General features: G+C 31.4%; 11 protein-coding genes and 3 tRNA genes. 12 read left to right on the top strand and 2 right to left on the bottom strand.

The genetic code is table 11. The features are described 5' to 3' along the window. The first annotated feature begins 148 nt into the window (after window positions 1-148). The 5 genes from ABIN73_02455 to ABIN73_02435 are packed head-to-tail and all read left to right on the top strand — an operon-like array spanning window position 149 to window position 5,505. Window positions 149-718, top strand: coding sequence for a hypothetical protein (locus ABIN73_02455; GenBank protein MEO0268584.1), 570 nt, complete (start codon window positions 149-151; stop codon window positions 716-718). A gap of 9 nt (window positions 719-727) precedes the next feature. Next, entirely contained in the window at window positions 728-2,638 is a 1,911-nt protein-coding gene (locus ABIN73_02450) for a CocE/NonD family hydrolase (GenBank protein ID MEO0268583.1), read from the top strand. Window positions 2,639-2,689: 51 nt separating this feature from the next. Next, on the top strand, window positions 2,690-3,616 hold the full coding sequence (locus tag ABIN73_02445; GenBank protein MEO0268582.1) for a TerC/Alx family metal homeostasis membrane protein: 927 nt from the start codon (window positions 2,690-2,692) through the stop codon (window positions 3,614-3,616). A 9-nt stretch (window positions 3,617-3,625) separates the two neighbouring features. Then, window positions 3,626-4,423: a mechanosensitive ion channel family protein gene (locus tag ABIN73_02440; protein MEO0268581.1), complete on the top strand. Its 798-nt coding sequence runs from the start codon at window positions 3,626-3,628 to the stop codon at window positions 4,421-4,423. After that, the gene (locus ABIN73_02435) at window positions 4,420-5,505 is read left to right on the top strand and encodes a radical SAM protein (GenBank protein ID MEO0268580.1); all 1,086 of its coding nucleotides are present in this window, start codon (window positions 4,420-4,422) and stop codon (window positions 5,503-5,505) included. Before ABIN73_02440 ends, ABIN73_02435 begins: the two co-directional genes overlap by 4 nt. Here ABIN73_02435 and ABIN73_02430 read toward each other — a convergent pair. Further along, window positions 5,492-6,703 carry an MFS transporter gene (locus tag ABIN73_02430; protein ID MEO0268579.1) on the bottom strand — a complete coding sequence of 404 codons (1,212 nt, stop codon included), beginning with the start codon at window positions 6,701-6,703 and terminating at the stop codon, window positions 5,492-5,494. The two genes, ABIN73_02435 and ABIN73_02430, sit on opposite strands and share 14 nt — an antisense overlap. 55 nt (window positions 6,704-6,758) lie before the next feature. Here ABIN73_02430 and metG point away from each other — a divergent pair, with 55 nt between their 5' ends. Both metG and ABIN73_02420 read left to right on the top strand, forming a co-directional pair. Next, window positions 6,759-8,735, top strand: a complete 1,977-nt coding sequence (gene metG / locus ABIN73_02425; GenBank protein ID MEO0268578.1) for a methionine--tRNA ligase — start codon at window positions 6,759-6,761, stop codon at window positions 8,733-8,735. Between the two features lie 300 nt (window positions 8,736-9,035). After that, window positions 9,036-11,474: an SBBP repeat-containing protein gene (locus ABIN73_02420; protein MEO0268577.1), complete on the top strand. Its 2,439-nt coding sequence runs from the start codon at window positions 9,036-9,038 to the stop codon at window positions 11,472-11,474. Between the two features lie 265 nt (window positions 11,475-11,739). On the opposite strand, the gene ABIN73_02415 is transcribed toward ABIN73_02420, so the two are convergent. Beyond that, the gene (locus ABIN73_02415; protein MEO0268576.1) at window positions 11,740-12,285 is read right to left on the bottom strand and encodes a peptidylprolyl isomerase; all 546 of its coding nucleotides are present in this window, start codon (window positions 12,283-12,285) and stop codon (window positions 11,740-11,742) included. Window positions 12,286-12,938: 653 nt separating this feature from the next. Between ABIN73_02415 and ABIN73_02410 the strand changes: the two genes are divergently transcribed. The 5 genes from ABIN73_02410 (at window position 12,939) to trmFO (ending at window position 15,231) form a co-directional block, all read left to right on the top strand. Further along, a tRNA-Thr gene (locus ABIN73_02410) sits at window positions 12,939-13,010 on the top strand. A 6-nt stretch (window positions 13,011-13,016) separates the two neighbouring features. Beyond that, window positions 13,017-13,100 (top strand) — tRNA-Tyr (locus ABIN73_02405). 6 nt (window positions 13,101-13,106) lie between these two features. Next, window positions 13,107-13,179 (top strand) — tRNA-Gly (locus ABIN73_02400). A gap of 11 nt (window positions 13,180-13,190) precedes the next feature. Then, window positions 13,191-13,922, top strand: a complete 732-nt coding sequence (locus ABIN73_02395; GenBank protein ID MEO0268575.1) for a hypothetical protein — start codon at window positions 13,191-13,193, stop codon at window positions 13,920-13,922. Next, window positions 13,915-15,231: a methylenetetrahydrofolate--tRNA-(uracil(54)-C(5))-methyltransferase (FADH(2)-oxidizing) TrmFO gene (trmFO, locus tag ABIN73_02390; GenBank protein ID MEO0268574.1), complete on the top strand. Its 1,317-nt coding sequence runs from the start codon at window positions 13,915-13,917 to the stop codon at window positions 15,229-15,231. The genes ABIN73_02395 and trmFO overlap by 8 nt, the downstream gene beginning before the upstream one ends. Window positions 15,232-15,244 lie beyond the last annotated feature (13 nt).

Below are 15,244 nucleotides of genomic sequence, written 5' to 3'. Positions count from 1 at the left end.
GAACCAAATTTATAAAATTTATTTTATAAATTATAACATTTATTTTATATTTTTGCAAGTTTTTTTTAAATTTTTTATAAAGTTTTGAGAAATTCTTTTGAAAATATCTTTTATTTGAAAATTTTTTTAAATAGATTTAAAATTAGTTATGGCTGAGATGAAGGTTAAAGGGATTCTTTTGAAGGGGCTTAGGGAGTTTGTATTAGAGAATTTTGGAGAAGAAGGGTTTAATAAGTTACAAGAGGTGCTTTCAGAGGGCTCAAGAAAACTCCTTAAAGCTCCTTTGATGGATGCGGCAAGTTATGATGGAAATCTTTTTCTTGAAATAAACAGAAAAATATGTGAAACATTTGGTGAGGGGAAACCTGAATTTGCAAGAAAATTAGGTGCTTTTTCTGCAAGAAAATCTGTAAGGGGAGCTTTTAAATTTATACTTAAACTGGCAAGCATCCCCTGGGCATTAAGAAGGGGTGAGACCATTTATAAAATGTATTATCCCAATATGGGGAAATTGAAGATTATTAAAATTGACGAAGAAAAAAGTGAAGGAATTATTTCAATAGAGGATGTTCCTTTTAAGGACCCTTATTTTGAAGAGAGGATTGCAGGCTGGATAGAGGAAATGGGTAAAATTCTTGGTTCTAAAAAAGCTTTTATTGAAATTAAAAAATCTGTTTTTAAAGGAGATAATAAAATAGAATACTTTATAATTTGGTAAGGAGGCAAAATGGGATTAACAAAATTATTAATATCAATAAATTTATTCTCCTATACAGTTGACACGGTTATGGTTCAAATGAGGGATGGTGTAAATCTTGTAACTGAAATCTGTTACCCCTGGTGGTATCAATACTTTCCTGAGCCTTCGACAGTTTTAATTTCAAGAACACCTTATCCAAGAGATCAGATATTAAGTAATGAACTTAGAACCCTCATATGTGATATTTTTAATTATGTTCTTGTCATTCAAAGTGTAAGGGGTTATCAGGGATCTCAAGGTTTCCCGACAGTTTTCTTAACCGATGGATGGGGTGAATTGAGGGATGGATACGATTTAGTTGAATGGGTTAAAAACCAATCCTTCTGCAACGGAAATATTGGAACTTTTGGACCTTCTGCACTTGGAATAACTCAATATATGTTATCAGGTGTTGTGCATCCAAATTTAAAAACTCTTATACCCTGGATTGCCTGTCATAATATGTATTTTTATGCTGCTTTTCCGGGTGGTGAATTCAGAAAAGCCCTTGTTGAAAACTGGTTAAACGGTATAGGAACACCTTTTTTAATTGACTCTGTATGTAACCACCCTTTTTATGATCCTCTCTGGAAAAAGCTTAATCTTAATACCCGTCTTGATTCAATAATTTATCCAATGTTTCATTTTGCTGGTTGGTTTGATATATTCCTTGAGTCACAAATTGAAGCCTTTGAAAAAATAAACTTTCTCGGTAATAACTTCGCAAGAGGAAAACAGAAACTTATAATAGGACCTTGGGGACACCAGACTTTTGGACAAAAAACTCAGGGAGATTTAACTTTCCCAGGCAATGCAGACTGGATTTCAAACCTTAAAGTAGCTAACTTACAGTTCACATGGTTTGATTATTATTTAAAGGGAGAGATTAATGACCCTGATGACTCTTTTTTGATATTCGGACCAAGGGTTGAATTTTATTTAATGGGAGATGTCAATTACCCTGATACAACTTTATTTAACAGATGGTATTACTCTGATACCTTCCCACCAAAAGGGGTCAAATACTACAAATTTTATCTTCATTCTGATTTTTCCCTTACCTTAAATCCACCTGATTTAGGTGATACTTATTCCTCTTATATTTCAAGACCCTGGGATCCTGTTCCAACAATCGGTGGAAATGAGTTTATAGGAATACCTGGTGATGCTTACGGTCCAAAGGATATTTCATCAATTCTCTCAAGAAGCGATGTTTTAGTTTTTACAAGTCCTTTACTTGACACTTCCTATGCTGTTGTTGGTAGACCAGTTATGGTTCTCTATGCTTCTTCTGATGCCCTTGACACTGATTTTGCTATTAGATTAGCCGATGTTTACCCTGACGGAAGAACAATACTTATACAGGATAATATTTTAAAAGCAAGGTTTAGACACGGTTTTGAAAATGAAGAGCTACTTATTCCTAACCAAATTGACACATTTTATATTCCCCTTTGGAGCACTGCTTATGTATTCAACAAAAATCACAGAATTAGAATAGTAATTTCTTCAACAAATTATCCAAGATTTGAAGTTAATCCACAAACAGGTGCTCCCTTTATGAGAAATGATCCTAACCAGGTAGAGGCAACAAATACGGTATATATGAATAGCACTTTTCCATCACATATTCTACTGCCCCTAATGTGGCCTCATCCTGTTTATGTAAAGGAAAAAGAAATTCCTGATAAGTATGATATAAAATTTAAAACATTATCAAAAGGTGATAAAGATCTGTTAATTATGAAAGAGAAACTTCCTTCAAACACTGAAATGGAACTTTTTGATATAAAGGGTTCAAAAATCTCTCTTGAAAAAAGTTTAAAATCAGGAATTTATTTTGTTCTTATAAAAAATAAACAAATAAGAAAAAATTCTAAAATTATATATTTAAAATAAGTTTGAAAAAATAAATTTTATAAGGTAAAATAATCAACTTAATTTTAAAACATGACTGAAAGTATTTGGGTGTGGATAATTTTTTTGTCTTTTGTTATTTTCGCACTAATGGTCGACCTCGGGGTTTTTCACAGAAGAGCACATATTCTCTCCTTTAAAGAAGCGCTTTTTTTCAGCCTCTTCTGGGTTTCAATATCACTTTTAATTAATTTTATCGTTCTTTTATTATGGGGAAATCAAAAAGCCCTTGAATTCTTAACAGGTTACCTTATTGAATTATCCCTTTCTGCTGATAACATTTTTGTTTTTGCTCTTATTTTTAATTATTTTAATGTCCCAAAAGAAAATAGACACAGAGTTTTATTCTGGGGAATTCTTGGAGCAATTTTTATGAGGCTTTTCTTTATTTTAACAGGTGTTGCTTTACTAAAAAAATTCCATTTTTTTATTTATGTTCTTGGTATTATTGTAATTGTTTCAGGAATAAATTTAATGAGAAGAAAAAAAGAAGAAATACATCCAGAAAAAAATCCTGTTTTAATTTTTTTTAAAAAATTTTTCCCTTTTACCACAAATTATCATGGCCAAAAATTTTTTGTCAGAATTAATTCTAAATTTATGTTAACCCCTTTATTTATTGTTCTTGTTGCTATTGAAACAACAGATATTGTATTCGCAGTTGATTCTGTTCCTGCCATACTTGCAATAACGAGAGATGCTTTTATAGTTTTTACATCAAATATTTGTGCAATTCTCGGACTCAGATCCTTTTATTTTTTACTTGAGAATTTAATGAATTTATTCATATATCTTGACAAGGGACTCGCTATTATACTCATTTTCATAGGTATTAAAATGCTTATAAGTGAATTTTATAAAATACATACAGGTATTGCCCTTTTATTTGTGCTTTTTATACTTTTTATTTCCATATTTTTATCCCTCGTTAAAGGAAAAAATTCCGTAAAATCCTTATAATTATTTTCTATGAATGAAAAAGTCTTTAATTTAATTCTTGCAGCTCTAATTATATTTGTTACAGCTATTTTTATAAAAATTTTAAATCTCAATATAAGAAAAATCCTGAAAAATAAACTTGAAAAACAGGAATTAATTTTAATTGAGAGAATTGTTAAATATGGACTTTTTATTATTGTTATAATTTCTATTTTACCTCTTTTAGGTTTTAATATTTCTGGACTTCTTGTTGCAGGAGGAATTTTAAGCGTTGCAATTGGTTTTTCCAGCCAAAAAATTATTTCAAATCTCTTATCAGGAATTTTGCTTATACTTGAAAAACCCATTAAAATAGGTGACGAAGTAGAAATAGAAGGAATAACAGGTTTTGTAGAGGATATAAGTATAATATCAACAGTAATCAAAACTTACGATGGTCCTTATGTCAGGATCCCGAATGAAAGGGTTTTTACTTCAAACATAACAAATTTTAATAAAAATTCTATAAGAAGAATTGAGTATAGAATTGGAATAAGTTATAAAGAGGATACGGATAGAACCATCAACATTATTGAAAGTTTACTCCAAAAAAATACATTTGTTCTCAAGGAACCAAAACCAGAAGTTTTTGTTTCCAGTTTGGGTGGAAATTCAATTGAAATAAAAATAAGATTCTGGGCACCTACCAAGACCTGGTATGAAACAAAGAAAAAAATGCTTTTAGAAATTAAAAGAGAACTTGAAAGTAAAGGAATTGAAATTCCCTATCCCCAGAGAATTTTATATTTAGAAGAAAAAACTTTTAAAAAAGAGGAAAATAAAAGATGAAAAAATTTATATATGAAAAACCTATAAATGTTTATTTTGAGTCAACAATAGCCTGCGACCTTAAATGTAAACACTGCAGAGCAGAAGCAATACCTGAAAGATCACCCTTTGAACTTAAAACAGAAGAGGTAAAAAATTTAATGGATGATATAAAAAATATGGGCTCTCATCTTGTTATTTCAGGAGGTGACCCTTTAAAAAGAGAAGACTTATTTGAACTTCTTCTTTATGCAAAAAATATTAAACTTCCAGTTGCAGTTACACCTACCACATCACCCCTTGCCACTTATGAAAAGATTAAGAAAATGAAGGAATTATCAATATATGCCCTTGGAATAAGCCTTGATGGTCCGGATAAAAACACCCAGGACTCCTTCAGGGGTGTTAATGGAACTTTTGAAAATTCAATGAATGTTTTAAATTATGCAAAGGAACTTTCAATAAAAGTCCAGGTTAATACAACTTGCACAAGGGAAACTATAGATAGAATAAAGGAAATTTATTATCTTCTTTTAAAAAACTTTTCACCACCTGTTAATAGATGGAGTATTTTTTTTCTCGTACCTGTGGGGAGAGGTGCTGAACTTGAATTACCTTCAAAAAGAGAAATTGAAAATTTACTTTTATTTTTATACGAAAAATCAAAGGAAGCACCTTTTCATATAACAACAACTGAAGCCCCTTTTTATAAGGTCTTCTATTTTTTAAAGGAAATGGAAGAAGGGAAAAAATTTGAAGAAATAATGATGGATTCAAGAAAAATGGGTTTAGGAGTAAGAGATGGTAATGGGGTTATTTTTGTTTCCTATAAGGGAGATATTTATCCTGCTGGTTTTTTACCTTTAAAACTTGGAAATGTTAAAGAAAATAAATTATCCTATGTTTATAAAAACCATGAAATTTTGAAGAATTTAAGAAACACAGACCTTTTAAAGGGTAAATGTGGTATTTGTTATTTCAAAGATATGTGCGGTGGTTCAAGAGCAAGAGCTTACACAATGAAAGGTGATTACCTTGAGGAAGATCCTGTATGTATTTTTGATGAAGAATTTTTAAAAAAATTAAAAGCTAAATTTTCTTAAGTGTTTTAAAAAAGAAAAAGGCAAAAAGACCTGTTAAAGCACCCCCTGAACCTCCTATTAAAAAAAGAAGAGGAGGCAAAAGAAATTCTCCTAAAATTCCTGTTAAGAGTGAAGAAAGAGCCATAAATCCTATAACAGTTAATTGAATCATTGAAAAAACCCTTGCAATGAACCTTTCAGGAACATATTCCTGTATGAGGGTTGTTCTTGGAACAGTTATAAAAGATATAAAGAAACCATGAATTAAAATCATAAGAAGAGCAAGATAATAATTCTTTATAAAAATAAATGGGATGTATGTAATACCATCCATAAATATTCCGAATATAAGCAAAAGTCCCTTTTTATAATAAATTCCGTATTTAGCAATGAATATAGTTCCAACTAACCATCCAAAGGATAAAAAGGAGTGAAAGTAAGCGAGGTGATGTGCTTTTAAATTAAAATAATTTTTTATTAAAAGATTTGCACCAACAACAGCAGGTCCCATAATAAAGAGATTATCAAGAGCAGTAAGAATTAGAAGACCTCTTAAAAGTTTATCCTTTAAAATGAATTTTAAACCTTCAATAAAATCACTTTTAAGAGGAATTTTAGTTTTTTTATCTTCAGGAATAAATAAAATTCCAATAAGTGCGAAAGATATAAGAAAAGTTATGCCGTCAATTAAAAATAAATTAAGAATTTTATTAACAGGGTCACCTTTTAAAATTGTAAGTAAAAATCCAGCCAAAAAGGTTCCAATAACCTGAGCAATCTGTGTTGAACTCTGAATAAAAGCATTTATCCTTAAAAGAGTTTTTCCTTCAGCAATCTTTGGAATAACGGAATCTCTTGCAGGAAAGAAAAAGCTTGAAAAACTTGAAAGCAAAAAAGCGGAAATTGACAAAGTGATAAAATTTAAAAGATTATTCTTATAAAGTAAAGGAACCAAAAATAAAATAAGTGCCCTTAAAAAGTCAGAATATATCATAACTTTCTTTTTTTTAAATCTATCAACAAGGAATCCAGCAAAAATACCAAAAATTAAATAGGGCAAAGTTTCAGAAAAACTTGTTATTCCTGCTTTAAAGGATGCTTTTTCTTTTTCAATTAAGAGAATAAGAAATAAAAGAGAGGCAAAAAAGAGATTATCTCCCACTGCTGAGATAAATTGACTTAACCAGAAAATTATAATTCTTTCTTTTCCCTTAATCATTTTAGTTCTGTTAGTATAATTTAACTTATAATTTTTTTTCCTTTATAATTATCTCATGGAAAAAATACTTGTAACATCTGCTTTACCCTATGCTAATGGCCCGCTTCATTTAGGACATATTGCAGGATGTTATTTACCCGCTGATATATATGTAAGGTATTTGAGAATGAAAAATAAAAAAGTAATTCATATATGTGGGACTGATGAACATGGTGTTCCGATCACTATAAGTGCTGAAAAAGAGAAAAAAACTCCACGCGAACTTGTTGATTACTATTATGAGGTAATAAAAAATTCTTTTGAAAAACTTTCTATCTCCTTTGATTACTTTGGTAGGACTACAAGAGAACACCATAAAACTCTTTCTCAGAATTTTTTCTTAAAAATTTATGAAAAAGGGTATATAGAAAAAAGGGAAGAAAAAAATTATTATTGTGAAAACTGTAAAAGATTTTTACCGGATAGATACATTGAAGGAATATGTCCCTATTGCAAATCAGAAGGAGCAAGAGGTGATCAGTGCGAAACATGTGGAAGATGGCTTGAAACCTTTGAACTCCTTGAACCAAAATGTAAAATATGTGGTGGAACTCCTTATTTAAAAGATACCTTTAATTATTACTTTTTATTACCAAAATTAAAAAATGAACTTGAAAAATGGTTAGAGAAAAAGGAAAACTGGAAGGATTTTGTTAGAAATTTTGCTTTATCCTGGGTAAGGGAGGGTTTAAAGGCACGTTCAATAACAAGGGATTTATCCTGGGGTGTTCCTGTTCCCCTTGAGGAAGCTAAAGAAAAAGTTTTATATGTCTGGTTTGATGCTCCTATTGGTTACATATCTATTACTCAGGAATGGGCAGAGAAAAATTTTGAAAACTGGGAGGAATGGTGGAAAAATAGTGATACCAAACTCGTTCATTTTCTTGGTAAGGATAACATTGTTTTTCATGCTGTAATATGGCCAGCAATGCTTATTGCTCATGGTGAATTCATTCTTCCCTCAGAGATACCTGCAAATCAGTATTTACTAATGAAAGGTGGTAAAATGTCCACTTCAAGGGGAGCTGCTTTATGGCTTGATGATTTTTTAAAGAAATATCATCCTGATTACATAAGATTTGGAATTTCAAGGGTTTTACCTGAAACAAAGGACTCAGATTTCATAGTTAATGATTTTGAAAGGGATTGTGATACTTATCTTGCAAATGATATAGGAAACCTTGTTTCAAGGATTTTTAAATTATTTGAAAAATATTTTAATAACAGGGTTCCACAAAAAGGAAAGGAGGGAGAAAGGGAAAATAGATTGTGGAGTATTGTAAGGGAAAAAATTATAAGAATTGAAGAATATTTTGAAAATTTCAAATTCAGACAGGCCTTACAGGAGATAATAGAAATAAGTCAGGAAGTAAATAGATACATAGACTTCTCTAAACCATGGGATGTTTTAAAAGGGGATAAAGTTTCTGGAGGGAAAGTAATTTACAATTCACTTAAAGCAATAAAACTTTTATCTTCGCTTTTGTATCCATTTTTACCATTAACAATGAAAGTTTTGAGAGATTCCTTTAATTTAAAAGAACCTTCTTGGGATGAAATTAAAGAGATACATTTAGAGGAAGGTGAAATTTTAAAAACACCACCTATTTTATTTCCAAGAATTAAAGAAAAAGTTGAAAAAGAGGTTATTAGTGAGGAAAAGGAGGAATTTATAACATATGAAGAATTCAGAAAGGTAAAACTTGTTGTTGGAAAAGTCCTCGAAGTTTATGATATAAAGGGAGCAGATAAGTTATATAAACTTGAGGTAGATACAGGAGATAGGGTAAGAACAATTGTTGCAGGTATAAAGGAAAGTTACAGTAAGGAAGAATTAAAGGGAAAGAATGTTATAATAGTTTCAAATTTAGAACCGAGGAAAATAAAGGGGGTAATTTCAGAGGGGATGCTTTTAGCAGTTGAGGATAAAAGTGGAAAAATTACTATTTTAACAACTGAGAAAGATACTGAACCGGGTCTTTTAGTGCTTTAAAAAAATTATTAAAATTTTAACATTCCTCAATATCTAATATTTATGGAAAAAGAGATTTAGTGAATCGCAAGGTAAAATAGAATCTTTTATTCCTAAATCAAGAGCGCCTATATGGTTATGGTGAAAGCTTTAAAGAAGACTATATAAGAACATTTTGAAGTAGGCACTCCTTGCAATCTTATTGAGCCAGAAAAATTCAATATTTTCATGGTATTCTACATTAACTTGACAAAAACTTTTTTTTTAATATAATATAAAAATTATTTCAAATTTAAAATTAAACCAAAAAGGAGGTTATAAATGAAAAAAATGGTTGCAATGCTCTTAACGTTAATAGGGCTTTATGCCTTTGAAGGTAATCAATCTGTTATTCCGGAAAAAATGGTGAAAAGCTGGACGACTGATTATATAGGATTTGAAAAAAATCTTGGTCAAACCCAGAATTTGGAAGGAGAATTTGCAAAAGAGGTTCTTTTAAGGGCAAAACTTCCTGGATTTGGTATATTCATAACAGAAAAAGGAGCTTCTTATGTAATTTATTCAAAAGATAAATATGCAAGGATTGATGTTGACCTTTTAAATGCAAATATAAAAGAAGAAAATATAGAATTTGAAGACCCTTTACCAGGTTATACAAACTATTATCTTTCATCCTGTCCTGATGGAATTCTTGGTGTTATAACTTATAGAAAAGTGAAAATAAAAGAAATTTATCCTGGTGTGGATTGGGTATGGAAATATGAGGATGGGAAGATGCATCATGAGTTTATTGTTCAGCCTTACGCTGATATAAACGTGGTGAAGATGAAATTTAAATGGGCTGATTATGAGATTAAAGAAGGGAATAAGGAGATTATTTTTAGGACACCTGTTGGAGATATACTGGAAGGACCTATTTTTTCTTATGAAGGAGAAAAAGGGGGAAAAAATCTTGTGGATGTTTCTTACAGAATTAATAATGATAAAACAATTTCTTTTGATGTTAAAGACTATCTTATGGAAGAACCCTTAATTATTGATCCACCCCTTTCACTTTTATGGGCAACATACTACGGAGGAAGCCGTGATGATTATGGCTATTCAATTACAACAGATGGGGCTAATATATTTGTAACTGGATGGACTTTGTCACCAAATTTCCCAACACGTAATCCGGGTGGTGGCGCTTATTTTGATGGGTCTTTTAATGATAGCACTGATGCTGTGATTCTAAAGTTTACAAATTCAGGTGTAAGGCAATGGGCAACATTCTACGGAGGAAATAATAAGGATTATGGCATTTCAATTACAACAGATGGCTCAGGTAATATATTTTTAACAGGACACACTATGTCAACAAATTTCCCAATCTATGATCCAGGTGGTGGTGCATATTTTCAGGGAACAAATGCAGGAGGTTATGATGTATTTATTTTAAAGTTTACAAATTCTGGTGTCCTGCAATGGGCAACATTCTACGGAGGAAATAGTCATGATTATGGCAGATCAATTACAACAGATGGCTCGGGTAATATATTTGTAACAGGATACACTATGTCAACAAATTTCCCAACCTATGATCCAGGTGGTGGTGCATATTTTCAGGGAGATGCAGGGTATGAGGATATATTTATTTTAAAGTTTACAAATTCTGGTGTAAGGCAATGGGCAACATACTACGGAGGAAATTTTATTGATTTGGGCTTTTCAATTACAACAGATGGCTCAGGTAATATATTTATAACAGGAGGGACTTCTTCAACAAACTTCCCAACGTATAATCCAGGTGGTGGTGCATATTTTCAGGCATCAAATCAAGGTTTTTCGGATGTATTTATTTTAAAGTTTACAAATTCAGGTGTAAGGCAATGGGCAACATTCTACGGAGGAAATGATTATGATTATGGCTATTCAATTACAACAGATGGCTCAGGTAATATATTTGTAACAGGAGCAACTTGGTCAACAAATTTTCCAATCTATAATCCAGGTGGTGGTGCATATTTTCAGGAAACATGGGCAGGATGGTATGATGTATTTATTTTAAAGTTTACAAATTCTGGTGAAAGGCAATGGGCAACATACTACGGAGGAAATAGTCATGATGATGGCAGATCAATTACAACAGATGGCTCAGGTAATATATTTGTAACAGGATACACTTGGTCAGCAGATTTCCCAATCTATGATCCAGGTGGTGGTTACTTTCAGGGACAAATTGCAGGAGTGTATGATGTATTTATTTTAAAGTTTACAAATTCTGGTGAAAGGCAATGGGCAACATACTACGGAGGAAATGATTATGATTATGGCTATTCAATTACAACAGATACCTCAGGTAATATATTTTTAACAGGAGTGACTTGGTCAACAAATTTCCCAACCTATAATCCTGGTGGTGGCGCATATTCTCAAGGATTTGCAGGAGGTGTCGATGCATATATTTTAAAGTTTGGAGTTGGTTTAATTGGTGAAGAGAAATTTTTATCTAAAAGATTTCCTTTTGAAGATAATGGTCTCTATGTCTTACAAAATCCAAAGTCCCTTGTTTTAGTTTTTGATATTAAAGATCCATCTGATTTATCTTTGAGTTTTTATAGTGAAAATGGTTCATTAATTGAAAAAAGAGAATATGGAACTATTCAAAAGGGAATGCACCGAATTGAATTTAAAAAGAACGAGATAAATAAAAATATCTACTTTTTAAAAGTAAATTTTGGAGAAAAAACAGAAACAATAAAAATTTTGAATATTGAATAAATTTTAAAGCGAAGGAACTTAAACTCTACTGAAAAATTTTATAAGGAAAAAATTAAAAGATATTACTTTGAAGAAGAAAATAAAGAAAATTTTTTATACCACGAATGTGTCAGAAAAGAAACTTATATAGAGAGGTCTAATTTTGGAGAATAACTTTTTTCTAAAATCTAATATCTTTCCTTACGTGCCTTTATCACTTCTTCTTTTGTTTTTTCTCTCTGTGCTTTCCTGCTCCACCATGAACATTTATGCTAAAATTACCCATTTATTTTTCTTTTGTTTTTTTCTCAATTATTTCTATTTTTTTAATTATATCACCTTTCCTCAATTTTTTAACAACATCCATTCCCTTTATAACTTTCCCAAAAACCGTATAATTTCCATCAAGATGCGGAGTTTCTTTTAAAGTAATATAAAACTGGCATGAACCAGAATTTGGCTCCTGAGCCCTTGCAATACCAAGTGCCCCTTCTATATGCCTTGCCTTTTCATTAACCTCTAATGGAATATTATATCCTGCATCCCCGTAACCCGTTCCATAAGGATCGCCTCCCTGAATAACAAAATCAGGAACATATCTGTGAAAGATGAGTCCATCATAAAATCCGAGTTTTGAGAGTTTTACAAAATTTTTAACAGTTTTAGGAGCATATTGAGGATAGAGCTCGCAAAGAATTTCACCCTTATTTGTCTTTATTAAAATTTTTAACGGCTCCTTTACCTCTATATCAACATCCTTATATTTTTTAGCAATCTCAATCCTTTCTTCCGGTTTTGAATTTTTATTCAGAACTCTTTCTATTTTTAACACTTCTCCTTGTGAAAAAATTATAAAAAAGAACCACAAAAACATTTAAAAACTCCCTGTATTAAAAGAAATTTAATTTTATCAAAAAAAGAAAAAAATTGTCAAAGAAATGTAGAATACCATGAAAATATTGAAATTTTCTGGCTCAATAAGATCTTCAAAAGTTCCTACTACAAAATGTTCTTGTATATTCCTCTTTAAATCTTTCAACTTTAAAGAGCATCTTTCGTTACTTTGTTGCCTATTTTTCAAAAAATTTAATAACTTCCCTCAATTTTTCCTCTCTATCATTATTTTTTAAACTTTTTTTCTTTTTCATATTTTAATCTTAAAGTGAATTTTTGCGCACCCTTCAGGGTGCATTAAATTAATTCTCTGGTTGTATTTCGAAGGCTAAAACCTGCGCCTACAATTTTTTTAAAATTTTTAACATTTATTCTCATATTCTATAATTTTATGGTAGCCTCACCCTTTAGGGTGCGCAAAAATTCTTTAAGGATGTTTTTTTATCCCCATAATTTTATTTAATCATATGGTATCTACAATTTTAAATCGCACTAAAAAATCTATACATCGGTAAAATTTCACTTCTTGAATAATTATATATCGAACATTATCTTGAAAAATTTTAAAATATAACTTTATAATATAAACAGGCCGGGGTAGCTCAGTGGTAGAGCAGCTGATTTGTAATCAGCAGGCCGTGGGTTCAAATCCCTCCCCCGGCTTTTTATGGGAGGGTACCCAAGCGGACAAAGGGGGCGGGCTGTAAACCCGCTGGCTTTACGCCTACGAAGGTTCGAATCCTTCCCCTCCCATTAGAAGCGGGGGTAGCTCAATAGGCAGAGCATCGGCCTTCCAAGCCGATGGTTGCGGGTTCAAGTCCCGTCCCCCGCTTTTATTTATCTATGGAATCTATCGTTTACAAAGTTTTAAAAGACTTTAAATCAGGAAGTGAGGAGCTTCTTCTTACTTTTTTAAAGGGAGTATTAACTTCGAGAAAAAAAATTGAAAAAGAAGAATTTTTAAAAGCCGTATCCAAAATCATTGAAGCACACCCTTCAATGGCTGTTTTCTATAAACTGATGGAAGAAACAGTTAAAATTCCTGAAGATAAATTAAAAGATTTTCTTATTGACTTAACAAGAAAAGTAGAAGAAGCTCCAAAAAAAATTTCTGAAAAGGTTTACCCACTTTTAAAGGATAAAAAAAGTATTTTACTCCATTCAAGAAGCTCAACTGTTATTAAAGTTCTAAGAGAAATAAAGAAAATGGATAAGAACTTTAACCCCTTTATATACTGCACAGAATCAAGACCAGGAGATGAAGGAAGATTAGCTGAGAAAGAACTAAAAAAAGCAGATTTTCAAACTGATTTAATTCCTGATCTTTATGTCACAAAAATTATAGACAAATTAAATGCTATAATCTTTGGAGCAGACGCTGTTTACGAAGATAAGATAATTAACAAAGTTGGAACCTATTCCCTTGTTTTGATTGGTAACCATTTTAAAGTTCCCTCCTTTTGTCTAACAAGCAGAATGAAAATTTCAAACAATTTTAAAAACTTACCAAAAACAAATGAATTTTTTGAGGAGGTGCCAAAGAAACTTATAGATAATTTTATAACTGATGAGTGATAGAATTTATGTAATAGGAGGAGGATTAGCTGGAGTTGAGGCAGCTTGGCAGATAGCTAAAAGGGGAGAAAAGGTTATACTTTATGAAAAAAGACCTTTCTCACATACTCCTGCACACAAAACAGGATTTTTGGCTGAACTTGTGTGTTCCAATTCCTTTAAATCAAAAGAATTAATTCATCCCCACGGTCTTTTAAAAGAAGAACTAAAAAGACTCGGTTCAATTGTAATGGAGAGCGCTTTTAAATTCTCACTACCAGGGGGAAAGGCATTAACTGTTGATAGAGAAAAATTCTCAAAATATCTAACAGAAATAATTGAAAATTATCCCAATATAGAAGTTATAAGGGAAGAGGTCAAAAATATACCTGATGACGGAATTGTTATAATAGCAACAGGTCCGTTAACAGAAGGGGAACTTGCGGAGGAGATAAAAAGAATAACGGGATCAGATTTCTTTTATTTTTATGATGCTCTTTCACCAATTGTTTCCGCAGATTCCCTTGATATGAAAAAATTATTCTTTAAAGACAGACACGGAGTAGAGGATGAAGGATATTTAAATTCAGTAATGAATGAAAAAGAATATACACTATTCTGGAAGGAGCTAACTAATGCTGAAATTGCAAGGGTTCATGATTTTGAAAAAGAAATAAAATTTTTTGAGGGTTGTTTACCAATTGAAGAGATGGCCAAAAGGGGATTTGATACCTTAAGGTTTGGACCCTTAAGACCGGATGGAATTAAAGACCCTAAAACCGGTAAAACTCCTTTTGCCTGTGTGCAGTTAAGAAGGGAAGATATGGAAGGTTCTGCCTTTTCTCTTGTAGGATTTCAGACACAGTTAAAAATTAAAGAACAGGAAAGGGTTTTCAGGCTGATTCCAGGATTGGAAAAAGCTGAGTTTTTAAGATATGGGGCAGTTCACAGAAATTCCTATATTTTAGGTCCTGCACTTTTAAATCCTGATTTAAGTTTAAAAAAAGAAAGAAGAATATTTTTTGCAGGTCAAATTTCAGGAACAGAGGGCTATACTGAGGCAGTAGCAGGTGGTCTTGTAGCAGGTATAAATGCTTTTTTATATAAAAGAACAGGAAAAACAATTGTTTTTCCAAAAGAAACAGCAATAGGTGCTCTTATTAACTATGTAACATCATCAGATCCAAAAAGGTTCTCACCGATGAACATTAATCTCTCCCTATTTCCTGATATTCCTAAAATAAAAAATAAGAGAAAAAAAATGGAGTTTGTTGCAAATAGAAGTTTGAAAGTTCTTGAAGATTTTATTAAAAATGAATTAAAATTATGAATGAGCCGGGTTC

The sequence above is a fragment of the candidate division WOR-3 bacterium genome (assembly GCA_039804025.1).
Lineage (GTDB): Bacteria > Hydrothermota > Hydrothermia > Hydrothermales > JAJRUZ01 > JBCNVI01.
This window is presented reverse-complemented; position numbering and strand designations above follow the sequence as displayed.